The organism is Arthrobacter sp. MOO21 (genome assembly GCF_057369995.2).
Genome location: NZ_CM170671.2, coordinates 1,716,705 through 1,729,967, shown reverse-complemented (window position 1 = coordinate 1,729,967; position 13,263 = coordinate 1,716,705). Strand labels below are relative to the sequence as shown.

Sequence of the window (13,263 nt, the reverse complement as noted above, 5' to 3'; positions counted from 1 at the left end):
TTATCCCTATTCGTCAGGCCGCACTGCGGCCTTCTTCATCAGTCCGATCAACCAGGTACTTGTCCGGGTTGTTCAGCACAACAATTGTGGGGGTCTGGCCGGCCGGCCATTCCCGGCGGCCGGCGGGGACGTGGTCCACGCCGCCGGCGTTCCATGGGTGGCAGTGGCCAAGGCGCCGCAGCGCGAGCCAGCTTCCCTTGACGGCGCCGTGGACGGTGACCGCTTCAAGGGCATACGCCGAGCAAGAGGGGAAGAACCTGCAGACCGGGCCGTACAAGGGCGAAACCACCTTGCGGTAGGCCATCAGCAGAAGAATGAGGATGTTCCGGGGCAGGTTCCAGAGGAACCTGCCGACGGCTGCGGGCACAGTGCGGAAACGGGCGACGACGGCGGTGGCGTTAGGCACGCTGTGTCCCCTCCTGTGTTGTACCGGTCGAACCAGTGGCGGCAGCCCGTAAAGAACGGCCGGCCAGCCGGTTCTGTGTAGTTTCCAGTGCTGCGTTGTAGTCGGCCGACAGCTGATCCCAGCTGGCGGAGGCTGACGCGGGCAGTGCCCTCACCACAATCGCAAGCCCAGTTGCATGGCCACGAAGTGAGGCAGCAGCCGCTTCCCTCAGTCTCCTCTTAACGAGGTTCCTGGTGACAGCGTTCCCTACGCTCTTGGAAACGATAAACCCGATCCGGCTGGGTTCGTCGGCAGCAATGGCTGCCGCATATAACACTACGTTCCGGCGTCCATTGCGGACACCGGAACGTACGGTTGTTGAAAAATCGGTTGCAGTCCTCAGGCGGTTGCGGGCGGCCAGCACCTTAAACTCGCAAAGGGATGTCTACCGACAAGTCAGTTATTTAGGCCGAAAGCTCGGTGCGGCCCTTGCCACGGCGGGCTGCCAGGATGGCGCGGCCGGCACGGGTACGCATACGAAGGCGGAAGCCGTGCTTCTTGGCTCGACGGCGGTTATTCGGCTGAAAAGTCCGCTTGCTCACGTTAGTTACTCCAGTGGATCAAAGGTGCGCCCACCCGATCAGTATGGGGAAGAACTGGCCGACGCTAAGTTTTGTATATGCACGCTTCCCCCGACTGCCCAGGCGCGCTGCGACTGGACGGTTCAGATGGGGCCAAAAAGCGGACACAAAGGACTTCACAACGTTAGGGCAATTGACGGTGCCGAGTCAAACCGGAACCGCCCCCGGGCGCTGTCCCCAACTGTTCCTAAGTTGTCCCCACAGCCTGTGGATGAAGTGGCTCACAGGCCCGCTTGGGAAACCACACCCGTGTAATTATCCACAGCCGGATAGCCAGCTATCTTCTAGGCTTTTCATCCCCTAGAGTGTCCCAGTAGCCGATTATCCACGGGCTGTGCATAAGCCTGTGGATTAAGCTGGGCCAGCACCCTGGTTCCGGACTTGGGGCTGCAGGCAATGCAGGCACAGCAAGTTTTGAGGGAACCGATTGATGACAGTAGACGAAGCCAACCACGCCAATACTGTCGGAAGTTCCTGGCGCCGCGTTGTGAGCCTGCTGGAGCAGGACCACCGCGTTTCACCGCGGCAGCGCGGCTTTGTCATCCTTGCCCAGGCCCAGGGCCTGATCGGTTCCACCCTCCTGGTGGCCGTCCCCAACGAGCTCACCCGGGAAGTACTCCAGACGCAGGTCAAGGACGCCCTTGACGATGCCCTGCACAACGTCTTCTCCGAGGACATCCGTTGCGCCATCGATGTCGACACCGACCTTGTTCCGATTCACGAAGAGCCGGAGCCCGTCGTCGAGCCTTCCTTTGCGCCGGACCAGCTGATCGAGCAGAAGCCGCAGCCCATGCTGCCCAGCACCTCGCACGAATTCGGCCGGCTGAACCCCAAGTACGTTTTCGATACCTTCGTCATTGGTTCCTCGAACCGGTTTGCCCACGCCGCTGCCGTGGCAGTGGCCGAAGCACCTGCCAAGGCCTACAACCCGTTGTTCATTTACGGCGACTCGGGGCTGGGCAAGACGCACCTGCTGCATGCAATCGGGCACTACGCGCGCAGGCTGTACAGCGGCATCCGTGTCCGCTACGTCAACTCCGAAGAGTTCACCAACGACTTCATCAACTCCATCCGTGACGATGAAGGTGCCAGCTTCAAGACCACGTACCGGAACGTGGACGTACTGCTCATCGATGACATCCAGTTCCTCGCCGGCAAGGACCGGACCCTGGAAGAGTTCTTCCACACCTTCAACTCCCTGCACAACAACAACAAGCAGGTGGTCATCACCTCGGACCAGCCCCCCAAGCTGCTGGCAGGGTTCGAGGACCGGATGAAGTCCCGCTTCGAGTGGGGCCTGCTGACCGACATCCAGCCGCCGGAACTCGAAACGCGTATCGCCATCCTGCGCAAGAAAGCCCTCAGCGAAGGGCTTTCGGCGCCCGATGACGCGCTTGAGTACATCGCTTCGAAGATCTCCAGCAATATTCGTGAACTTGAAGGTGCCCTGATCCGTGTCACCGCGTTCGCCAGCCTGAACCGGCAGCCGGTTGATGTTGCCCTGGCGGAGATGGTCCTGAAGGACCTCATCACCGACGACGGAGCGGAGGAGATCACGTCCAGCCAGATCCTCCAGCAGACGGCGGACTACTTCAAACTCAGCATGGAGGAACTCTGCAGCAAGTCGCGGACCAGGACCTTGGTGACGGCCCGGCAGATCGCGATGTACCTCTGCCGTGAACTGACGGACATGTCACTGCCGAAGATCGGACAGGAACTCGGCGGCCGCGACCACACCACCGTCATCCACGCTGACCGGAAAATCCGTGAACTCATGGCTGAGCGCCGTGTGATCTACAACCAGGTGACTGAGCTGACCAACCGGATTAAGCAGCAACAGCGCGACTCCTGAATCCACATCGGACCGCGCACTCTATACCTTATTAACAGGGACATGTGGATAAGCCTGTGGATACTTAAGGGGACAAGCGCGGTTAATGGGCTTAAAACCCTTAAGCCGTCTGTGGATCGTTAAAAACCGGCTTTCGCGTTGTCCCCATCCACACCCTGTTTAAAACCCAGGAAACGCACACTCCGTGAACAGGGCTTAACCCCGGATCCATGCGGCAGGACCGAGTTATCCACAGTTTCCACAGCAGTTATTAACACTACGAATCCCAAAAAATCGAAATCCCTCAAACAACAAGATCGATCCGCACGCCTCCCGTGTGGGCCTGCCCGGCCCCCTGAAGGGCCGGGCCGGTGTTTGGGGGATGGGTTAATCCCGGATCTTCCGGCTAAGCTGTCAGCAGCGCTCCCATCCTTGGGTTTTCGTGTGGTTTCCGCCTGTGCGGACCATGCACCAACCGGGGCGCCGGCAAGATTTTCCGGAGTTTCCCCGCGAAGTTCGGCGGGTTTACATGGCAACAGCAATGAAAGGCGGCACCCTTCCGTGAAGTTCAGAGTCGATCGGGACGTCCTGGCAGAAGCCGTTACCTGGACAGCCCGTTCCTTGTCTCCGCGGCCGCCGGTGCCAGTCCTTTCCGGCCTCCTCCTCAAGGCCGAAGCCGGAACCGTCAGCCTTTCCAGCTTCGATTACGAAACGTCCGCGCGCCTTGAGATAGCCGCGGACATCCGTGACGAAGGCACCATCCTCGTCTCCGGACGACTGCTCGCCGACATCTGCCGCAGCCTGCCTTCAGCACCCGTCGACGTCGAAACCGACGGCAACAAGGTCACCCTCACCTGCCGCCGAAGCAGTTTCCACCTCGCCACCATGCCCGAGGCGGAATACCCTCCGCTGCCCGCGCTCCCCGCCATCAGCGGAACGGTTCCGGGCGATGCCTTCGCCCAGGCCGTGTCGCAGGTGATCATCGCCGCCAGCAAGGACGACACCCTTCCGATCCTCACCGGTGTGCGGATGGAGATCGAGGACGACCTGATCACCCTCCTCGCCACGGACCGCTACCGGCTCGCGATGCGGGAAGTGCCGTGGAAGCCCGTCACGCCCGGCGTTTCCACCAGCGCCCTGGTCAAGGCCAAAACCCTCAACGAAGTCGCCAAGACCCTGGGCAACAGCGGCGATATCAGCCTCGCCCTATCCGATGACGACAGCCGGCTGATCGGATTCGAAAGCGGCGGCCGGACCACCACCTCCCTGCTGGTGGACGGTGATTACCCCAAGATCCGGTCGCTCTTCCCCGAATCGACACCCATCCACGCCACCGTGCAGACCCAGGAACTGGTGGAGGCCGTCCGCCGTGTCTCGCTGGTGGCCGAACGGAACACCCCCGTCCGGCTCGCCTTCACAGCCGGCCTGCTGAACCTGGACGCCGGCACCGGCGAGGATGCCCAAGCCTCTGAGGAGCTGGAAGCGCAGCTTTCCGGGGACGACATCACGGTGGCCTTCAACCCGCACTACCTGGTGGAAGGCCTCAGCGTGATCGAGACCAAATTCGTCCGGTTCTCGTTCACCACCGCACCCAAGCCGGCCATGATCACGGCACAGGCTGATGCCGACGGCGAAGACCAGGACGACTACCGCTACCTGGTGATGCCTGTCCGCCTGCCCAACTAGTCCCCATCGGCTCCCAGCCTTCGCAAGCTTAGGCCGGGCCCCTCGCCGATAGGGGCCCACCCATCGGCTCCCTTCCCAACCAGCGCAGGAAAGAGTTCCACCCATGCACATTGGACTGATTGGCCTAGGAAAAATGGGATTCAACATGCGCGAACGGCTGCGCAAGGGCGGTGTGGAGGTCACCGGCTACGACCGGAACCCCGACGTCACCGATGCCGCCAGCGTGGATGAGCTGATTTCCGCGGTCCCGGCGCCCAGAATCGTCTGGGTGATGGTCCCTTCCGGCCCGATTACGGACGCCGTCATCACCGAACTCAGCGAAAAACTGGAACCGGGAGACCTCGTCATCGACGGCGGAAATTCCCGCTTCACCGAAGACCAGAAACACGGCGAACTGCTCACAGCCAAGGGCATCCGCTTCGCGGACTGCGGTGTATCCGGCGGGGTCTGGGGACTGCAGAACGGCTATGGCCTGATGGCCGGCGGGGACGCAGCGGACATTGAACGCGCGCTGCCCGTTTTTGATGCCCTGCGTCCGGAGGGCGAACGGGCGGACAGCTTTGTGCACGTCGGCGGCATCGGCGCCGGGCACTACGCCAAGATGGTGCACAACGGCATCGAATACGGGCTGATGCAGGCATACGCCGAAGGATACGAGCTGCTTGCAGCCAAGGACATCGTCACCGATCTTCCGGGAACCTTCCGTGCCTGGCAGAAAGGCACTGTTGTGCGGTCCTGGCTGCTTGACCTCATGGTGAAGGCCCTCGACGAGGACCCAGGCCTGGCGTCCATCGACGACTACGTGGAGGACTCCGGTGAAGGTCGCTGGACTGTTGAAGAGGCCATTGCCAACGCTGTTCCGGCACCGGCCATCACCGCCGCGCTGTTCGCACGGTTCGCGTCCCGGGAAGACACCTCGCCTGCCATGAAGATGGTGTCTGCGCTGCGCCACCAGTTCGGTGGCCATGCCACCCGTCCCGCCAAGTAGTACCCACCGGGGGCGTCCGACGCCCCCAGAATTGCCGAAATCTCCGTGTATCTGGAACACCTCTCCCTGACCGACTTCCGCAGCTACGCCCAGGTCGACCTCGCCCTGGGCCCCGGCGTGACGGTCCTGGTGGGCTACAACGGCATCGGCAAAACCAACCTCATGGAAGCCATCGGCTACCTAGCCACGCTCAGTTCCCACCGGGTCAGCTCGGACGCCCCCCTCCTGCGGTTTGGCACGGAGAGGGCACTCGTCCGCGCGCGGCTGGTGCGCGGCACCCAGACCACGGTGCTTGAACTGGAAATCAACGCCGGCCGCGCCAACCGGGGGCGCATCAACCGCAGCAACCCGGTCCGGGCACGCGACCTTCTCGGCATCTGCCAGACTGTGCTTTTCGCCCCTGAAGACCTGGCCCTGGTCAAGGGGGATCCCTCCAACCGCCGCCGTTTCCTTGACGAACTGCTCGCCAGCCTCATCCCGCACCACGCTGCCACCCGCGCGGACTACGACCGGGTCCTGAAGCAGCGCAACGCCCTCCTCAAGTCGGCCAGGGCCGGGAAATTCACGTCCGCGCACGAGGCAACCCTTGATGTCTGGGACCAGCACATGGCCAAAGCCGGTGCGGAATTGCTGCATGCACGCCTTGAACTGGTGGAGCGGCTGCGGCCGCACCTCGCGCGCGCCTATGCCGGGTTGACGGATGAGTCCAAGCCCGCTGACGCCACCTACCGGTCCACGCTCCAGAACCAGATGGACGACGACGGCGTTCCAACCGGAGGTGCCACGCGCACCGCCGTTGCGGGTGCGTCCAGCGAAAAGGAAGACCTTCGGCTCCTCTCGGTTGAGCAGCTGACCGGGAGGTATGTCCAGGCCTTCGCCGACTCCCGAAAAAAGGAACTTGAACGCGGCATTTCGCTTGTGGGACCGCACCGCGACGACCTGGAACTGACGCTCGGCCAGGCCCCCGCGAAAGGTTACGCCTCCCATGGCGAAACCTGGTCCATGTGCCTTTCCCTTCGGCTGGCGTCCTACTACGTGATGCTCGACGATGCCAGGACCGGCGGTTCCGCGCCCATCCTGATCCTCGACGACGTCTTTGCCGAGCTGGATGTGCAGCGGCGGCGTAAACTGGCGGCTATAGTCTCCGGCGCGGAACAGGTCCTGGTGACCGCCGCCGTCGACGCCGACATTCCGGAAGAACTGTCCGGGCGGCGGGTGAGGGTCATCCCGGGAGGTATCGATGAGCAGGGACAGTGACGCTTCCGGCGGACTGCAGCCGGGCCGCGAACCTGACAACATCGACGCCCCGCAGGCTGCGCTCAACAGGGTACGGGAGGCTGCCGCCGCACGCGGGGAAATCCGCCGGAAAGCGCCGGGGCCGGGATCACAAAAGGCCAAGCGCGGGATCCGTGATACCCGCGGCTTCAGTCAATTCCATGCCACGGGCCGGGACCCGCTGGGACTGGGCAAGGTTGTGGGCCGCCTGGTGGCCGAGCGGGGCTGGTCCTCGCCAGTCGCCGTCGGATCCGTCATGGCCGAGTGGGCCACTTTGGTGGGTCCGGACATCTCCGCGCACTGCACGCCCGAAAGCTTTACCGGCACCACGCTGCACGTGCGCTGCGACTCCACCGCCTGGGCGACGCAACTGAGGCTGCTTAGCACCAGCCTGCTGGAGAAGTTCCGCCGTGAGCTGGGCGACGGCGTCGTCACCACCATCCAGGTATTGGGTCCGGCGGCACCCAGCTGGCGCAAGGGTGGGCGCAGCGTCAATGGCCGTGGCCCGCGGGACACGTACGGATAAACTTTGCCGGGTCTTGAAACTGCGCCCAACGGCGTGTAGAGGCCTGCAAGGCCCGGAGCGTGTATAGGCACCCGGAGACCCCACCGCTGGGCCGCCCTAGGCGCGCCCCAGAGCCTCGGACAGCCATGTTGGCCGCCGCCCACGGCCCCGGAATGCGGGGATATCGGGCTGTTCGCGGTAGAATTGTCGCAGATAACTGGGCGCGGGTAAAACGTTGACTGAGTCCGTTTTCCGCGCGTATCCGCACGCGGAGAGTGGATCACCAAAACCGTCAGCGAGTCACCGGCGCCATAAGTTTGTGCCTGTTGGCGGGTGGCCTTTCCGTGTGGAGGGGAAACACCGGCCGGCCATCATCGAGAACAGAGGAGTCGACAGCGCCTGTGGCTAACGACAATACAGACATTCTGGCAGCTGAAACCGCAGTTGAGGATGGCCGCACCCCCGATACGGCGGGATCCCCAACTCCCCGGGAGTACGGCGCCAGTGACATCACTGTCCTGGAAGGCCTCGAAGCTGTCCGGAAACGGCCCGGCATGTACATCGGCTCCACCGGACCCCGTGGCCTCCACCACCTGGTCTACGAAGTGGTGGACAACTCCGTTGACGAGGCCTTGGCCGGTTACTGCAGCCACATCGAAGTAGTGTTGCAGGCTGATGGCGGCGTCAAGGTAGTCGATGATGGCCGCGGGATTCCAGTGGACATGCACCCCACAGAGCACAAACCCACTGTCGAAGTGGTGATGACCATCCTGCACGCCGGCGGCAAGTTCGGCGGCGGCGGCTACGCTGTCTCCGGCGGCCTGCACGGTGTGGGCATCTCCGTCGTCAACGCACTTTCCAGCCGGGTGGACACGGAAGTCCGCCGGCAGGGGCACGTGTGGCGGATGTCCTTCGCCAACGGGGGCAAGCCCCAGGGCAGCCTGGTCAAGGGCGAAGAGACGGACGCCACCGGCACCACCCAGGTTTTCTACCCGGATCCGGCCATCTTCGAGAGCACCGAGTTCGATTTCGAGACGCTGCGCGCCCGCTTCCAGCAGATGGCATTCCTCAACAAGGGCCTGCGCATCACCCTCACGGATGAACGCGACCCGGCCACCGACGAGGCAGACGCCGATCTCGACCTTGACGAGCTGGTCACCGAGGGTGAGGTCAAGGCCGAACACCGCACCGTGGTGTACCAGTACAACGAAGGCCTCCTGGACTACGTCAAGCACCTGAACTCCGGCAAGAAGGTGGAGGTTGTCCACGAGGACGTCATCGCCTTCGAAACTGAGGACACCGAGCGCCGCATCGCCCTGGAAATGGCAATGCAGTGGACCAGCGCCTACTCCGAGAGCGTGCACACCTACGCCAACACCATTAATACCCATGAGGGCGGGACCCACGAAGAGGGTTTCCGCGCCGCCCTGACGTCCCTGATCAACAGGTACGCCCGGGAAAAGGGCATTATCAAGGAGAAGGACGACAACCTCACCGGTGACGACATCCGCGAAGGCCTGACCGCTGTCATCTCGGTCAAGCTGTCCGAGCCGCAGTTCGAAGGCCAGACCAAGACCAAGCTGGGCAATTCCGAGGTGAAGGGCTTTGTCCAGCGCGTGGTCACCGACGGCCTGGGTGACTGGCTGGAGCGCAACCCCGGCCCTGCCCGGGACGTGATCCGCAAAGCCATTTCCGCCGCCCAGGCCAGGATGGCGGCACGGAAAGCCCGCGACAACGCCCGGCGCAAGAGCCCATTGGAGTCCTTTGGCATGCCAGGCAAGCTCTCCGACTGCTCCTCCAAGGACCCGGAGAAGTGCGAGGTCTACATCGTGGAGGGTGACTCGGCCGGCGGATCCGCCAAGCGTGGCCGGAACCCGGAAACACAGGCCATCCTGCCGCTGCGAGGCAAGATCCTGAACGTGGAGCGTGCCCGGCTGGACAAAGCCTTGGGCAACGCCGAGGTCCAGTCGATGATCACTGCGTTCGGCACCGGCATTGGAGAGGACTTCGACCTCGCCAAGCTGCGATACCACAAGATCGTCCTGATGGCCGATGCCGACGTGGATGGCCAGCACATCACGACCTTGCTGATGACCTTGCTGTTCCGCTACATGCGTCCCCTGATTGAGAACGGCTATGTGTACCTGGCGCAGCCGCCGCTCTACCGGATCAAGTGGTCCAATGCCCCGCACGACTACGTCTACAGCGACCGCGAACGCGACGCGAAACTGGTGGCTGGCCAGGCGGCGGGACGCCGCATCCCCAAGGACAACGGCATCCAGCGCTACAAGGGACTGGGCGAGATGGACTACACCGAGCTCTGGGACACCACCATGGACCCGGACCACCGCACGCTGCTGCAGGTAACCATGGACGACGCCCTCGCAGCCGACCAGATCTTCTCCGTCCTCATGGGGGAAGACGTGGAATCACGCCGTAACTTCATCCAGCAGAACGCCAAGGACGTCAGGTTCCTCGATATCTAAGGCCCCGCCTAAGTATTCGGAACCCGGCATATACCTGAAACGGAAAGTACATAATGAGCGACGAAACACCCGAGACCCCCGCCCCCGCCGGGGATCCGGACACCGTTCTTGAGGGCGACGTGCTGATCGACCGCGTGGAGCAGGTGGACCTGCAGACGGAAATGCAGCGGTCCTACCTGGACTACGCCATGGCGGTCATCGTCGGACGAGCCCTTCCCGACGTCCGCGACGGCCTGAAGCCCGTACACCGCCGCGTCCTGTACGCAATGTTCGATGGCGGCTACCGGCCCGACCGGTCCTTCAACAAATGCGCCCGCGTGGTGGGCGAGGTCATGGGCCAGTACCACCCGCACGGCGACACGGCGATCTACGACGCCCTGGTGCGCCTCATCCAGGACTGGACCATGCGGTACCCGCTGGCGCTGGGCCAGGGCAACTTCGGGTCCCCCGGCAACGACGGTGCGGCCGCCCCCCGGTACACCGAAACCAAGATGGCCCCGCTGGCCATGGAGATGGTCCGCGACATCGACGAGGAAACCGTCGATTTCCAGGACAACTACGACGGCAAGAACCAGGAACCCACCATCCTGCCCGCCAGGTTCCCCAACCTGCTGGTCAACGGTTCCTCCGGCATCGCCGTGGGCATGGCCACCAACATCCCGCCGCATAACCTGCGCGAAGTGGCCGACGGCGTCCAGTGGTACCTGGCCAATCCGGGCGCCAGCCGCGAGGAGCTGCTCGAGGAACTCCTGCTCCGGGTCAAGGGACCTGATTTCCCCACCGGTGCCACCATCCTGGGCCACAAGGGCATCGAGGACGCCTACCGCACCGGACGCGGTTCGGTCACCATGCGTGCCGTGGTGGCCGTCGAGGAACTGCAGGGCCGCACCTGCCTCGTGGTGACCGAACTTCCGTACCAGGCCAACCCGGACAACCTGGCCATCAAGATCGCCGAACTGGTCAAGGACGGCAAGATCCAGGGCATCGCCGATCTCCGCGATGAGACTTCGGGCCGCACCGGCCAGCGCCTGGTGATCGTGCTGAAGCGCGACGCCGTGCCCAAGGTGGTGCTCAACAATCTCTACAAGCACACCGAACTCCAGAGCAACTTCTCCGCGAACATGCTGGCCATCGTGGACGGCGTGCCCCGGACCCTGAGCCTGGACGCGTTCATCCGCCACTGGGTGACGCACCAGATGGACGTCATCGCCCGCCGCACCCGGTACCGGCTGCGGAAGGCGGAGGAGGAAGCACACATCCTCCGCGCCCTGCTGAAGGCACTGGACATGCTGGACGAGGTTATTGCCCTCATCCGTGCATCCAGCACCACCGAGACCGCCCGTGACGGACTGATGGAGCTGCTGGACATCGATGAGCTGCAGGCGCGGGCCATCCTTGACATGCAGCTGCGCCGGCTCGCCGCGCTGGAACGCCAGCGCATCCAGGAAAAGCATGCCGAACTCGAAGCCCTGATCTCCGAATACAAGGAGATCCTCGCTTCGGAGCAGCGCCAGCGCGGGATCATCAGCACCGAACTCGGTGAGATCGTCGAAAAACATGGCGACGACCGCCGCACGAAGATCCTCATGGGCTATGACGGGGACATGTCCATGGAGGACCTCATCCCCGAAGAGGAGATGGTGGTCACCATCACCCGCGGCGGCTACGTCAAGAGGACCCGCAGCGACAACTACCGTTCGCAACAGCGCGGCGGCAAGGGCATCAAGGGTGCCCAGCTGCGCGGCGACGACGTCGTGGAGCACTTCTTCGTCACCACCACGCACCACTGGCTGCTGTTCTTCACCAACCTCGGACGCGTGTACCGCGCCAAGGCGTACGAGCTGATGGAGGCGGGCCGCGACGCCAAGGGCCAGCACGTTGCCAACCTGCTGGCATTCCAGCCCGACGAACACATCGCCCAGGTCCTGGACCTCCGGGACTACCAGCAGGCTCCTTACCTTGTCCTGGCCACCAAGAACGGGCTGGTGAAGAAGACCCGGCTGGAGGACTACGACACCAACCGCTCCGCCGGGGTCATCGCCATCAACCTGCGCGACGGCGACGAACTGGTCTCCGCCCAGCTGGTCTCGGAGACCGACGACCTGCTGCTGGTGTCCCGCAAGGGGCAGTCCATCCGCTTCACCGCGAGCGAGGACGCGCTGCGCCCCATGGGGCGGGCCACATCGGGCGTCACCGGCATGAAGTTCCGTGAGGACGACGAACTGCTCGCTGCCAACGTGGTGACTGACGGTTCCTTCGTCTTCATCGTCACGGAGGGCGGCTATGCCAAGCGCACTGCGGTGGAGGAATACCGGCTGCAGGGCCGTGGCGGGCTGGGCATCAAGGTTGCCAAGCTTGCGGAGGAACGTGGCGACCTGGTGGGCGCCCTCATCGTCCAGGAAGAAGACGAGGTCCTGGTGGTCATGGAAGGCGGCAAGGTTGTCCGCTCTTCCGTCGCCGGGGTGCCCGCCAAGGGACGTGACACCATGGGCGTCATCTTCGCGAAGCCGGACAAGAACGACCGGATCATCGAGGTGGCGCGCAACAGCGAACGCGGCCTCGAGGACGAGGAATCGTCCGGCGATGACGTAACGTTGGCTGAAGATGGCGGGCCCGCTGGGGACTCCGCCGCGCCAGCAATGGCAGAAGAATCACCGGCCATTGAGTCAGAGGACGCCTCGGGCGACGCTGAGCCGAACGAAGACAACACGGAGGTAACGAGTGAGTAATTCCGACTCATTTCCCAAGCCGAACAGCACCGTTCCCGGTGGGGACCGGCCCTCAGCGGCACCCCGCGTGAACGCCCCCGTCCGTCCGCAGCAGCGTCCGGCAGCCCCTGCGGGTGTACCCGGCCAGCGTCCGGCTGCGCCGGCACAGCGGCCGCAGCAGGGTGAGCGTCCCGTCCAGCCCGGCCAGCGGCCGGTGGCAGGACAGCCCGGCCACCGCCCGCCGGCGGCAGGACAGCGCCCCGCGGGAGCGCCCTCCGGCCAGGGAAGCACCGGCCAGGGCACTCCGGGGCTTGTCAAGCCTGCGCCGAAGGCCAAGGTCCGCCGGGCCCGGCTGCTGATCAGCAAGGTGGATCCGTGGTCAGTCCTGAAGATGGCGTTCCTGCTCTCCGTGGCGTTGGGGATCGTTACCGTGGTGGCCGCCATCGTCCTGTGGACGGTCCTGGACCTGACAGGCATCTTCGACCAGGTGGACAGCCTGCTCGGAACGCTGGCCGGATCCGAAAGCGGAGGCTTTGAGCTGAAGAAGGTGGCGTCCCTGGGTCAGGTGGCATCCTTCGCCACCATCATCGCCGTCGTCAACGTAGTCCTGCTGACGGCGCTGTCCATGCTGTCCGCGGTTCTTTACAACATCGCGGCCACCTTGGTGGGTGGCATCGGCGTGACCCTCACCGACGATTAGGATCCGGTTCCACCGGTCCACGGCCGGTGGAAACGCCCGATTTGAGATCGGGCCGGGA

Annotated in this window: 10 protein-coding genes and 1 pseudogene; 8 read left to right on the top strand and 3 right to left on the bottom strand. The window is 63.9% G+C overall.

Annotated elements, in window-relative coordinates:
* Positions 1-13 precede the first annotated feature (13 nt).
* The 3 genes from yidD to rpmH are packed head-to-tail and all read right to left on the bottom strand — an operon-like array spanning position 14 to position 987.
* Entirely contained in the window at positions 14-406 is a 393-nt protein-coding gene (yidD, locus tag AC2JAJ_RS08015; protein ID WP_221384424.1) for a membrane protein insertion efficiency factor YidD, read from the bottom strand.
* A complete protein-coding gene (rnpA, locus tag AC2JAJ_RS08010; RefSeq protein WP_221384425.1) occupies positions 399-809 on the bottom strand; it encodes a ribonuclease P protein component in 411 nt (136 codons plus the stop codon). Before rnpA ends, yidD begins: the two co-directional genes overlap by 8 nt.
* A gap of 40 nt (positions 810-849) precedes the next feature.
* Positions 850-987: a 50S ribosomal protein L34 gene (gene rpmH, locus AC2JAJ_RS08005; RefSeq protein WP_003800212.1), complete on the bottom strand. Its 138-nt coding sequence runs from the start codon at positions 985-987 to the stop codon at positions 850-852.
* 469 nt (positions 988-1,456) lie between these two features.
* Here rpmH and dnaA point away from each other — a divergent pair, with 469 nt between their 5' ends.
* The 8 genes and pseudogenes from dnaA (at position 1,457) to AC2JAJ_RS07965 (ending at position 13,205) form a co-directional block, all read left to right on the top strand.
* On the top strand, positions 1,457-2,878 hold the full coding sequence (dnaA, locus tag AC2JAJ_RS08000) for a chromosomal replication initiator protein DnaA (protein WP_221384426.1): 1,422 nt from the start codon (positions 1,457-1,459) through the stop codon (positions 2,876-2,878).
* 540 nt (positions 2,879-3,418) lie between these two features.
* Complete coding sequence (gene dnaN / locus AC2JAJ_RS07995) at positions 3,419-4,543, top strand: DNA polymerase III subunit beta (protein WP_221384427.1); 1,125 nt, start codon at positions 3,419-3,421, stop codon at positions 4,541-4,543.
* A gap of 61 nt (positions 4,544-4,604) precedes the next feature.
* Positions 4,605-5,531: pseudogene (gene gnd / locus AC2JAJ_RS07990) on the top strand (phosphogluconate dehydrogenase (NAD(+)-dependent, decarboxylating)); the annotation flags it as partial.
* A 45-nt stretch (positions 5,532-5,576) separates the two neighbouring features.
* Positions 5,577-6,788, top strand: a complete 1,212-nt coding sequence (recF, locus tag AC2JAJ_RS07985) for a DNA replication/repair protein RecF (protein ID WP_486416253.1) — start codon at positions 5,577-5,579, stop codon at positions 6,786-6,788.
* On the top strand, positions 6,772-7,332 hold the full coding sequence (locus tag AC2JAJ_RS07980; RefSeq protein ID WP_473694261.1) for a DciA family protein: 561 nt from the start codon (positions 6,772-6,774) through the stop codon (positions 7,330-7,332). The genes recF and AC2JAJ_RS07980 overlap by 17 nt, the downstream gene beginning before the upstream one ends.
* 380 nt (positions 7,333-7,712) lie before the next feature.
* On the top strand, positions 7,713-9,797 hold the full coding sequence (gene gyrB / locus AC2JAJ_RS07975) for a DNA topoisomerase (ATP-hydrolyzing) subunit B (protein ID WP_221384431.1): 2,085 nt from the start codon (positions 7,713-7,715) through the stop codon (positions 9,795-9,797).
* Positions 9,798-9,850: 53 nt separating this feature from the next.
* On the top strand, positions 9,851-12,526 hold the full coding sequence (gyrA, locus tag AC2JAJ_RS07970) for a DNA gyrase subunit A (protein WP_486416254.1): 2,676 nt from the start codon (positions 9,851-9,853) through the stop codon (positions 12,524-12,526).
* On the top strand, positions 12,519-13,205 hold the full coding sequence (locus AC2JAJ_RS07965; protein ID WP_473694267.1) for a DUF3566 domain-containing protein: 687 nt from the start codon (positions 12,519-12,521) through the stop codon (positions 13,203-13,205). The genes gyrA and AC2JAJ_RS07965 overlap by 8 nt, the downstream gene beginning before the upstream one ends.
* The last annotated feature ends 58 nt before the right edge of the window (positions 13,206-13,263 follow it).

What these genes read in the sequence shown, in the direction of transcription:
- gyrA (WP_486416254.1), top strand. Translation starts at nt 9,851, where the DNA reads ATGAGCGACGAAACACCCGAGACCCCCGCCCCCGCCGGGGATCCGGAC.
- AC2JAJ_RS07980 (WP_473694261.1), top strand. Translation starts at nt 6,772, where the DNA reads ATGAGCAGGGACAGTGACGCTTCCGGCGGACTGCAGCCGGGCCGCGAA.
- dnaA (WP_221384426.1), top strand. Translation starts at nt 1,457, where the DNA reads ATGACAGTAGACGAAGCCAACCACGCCAATACTGTCGGAAGTTCCTGG.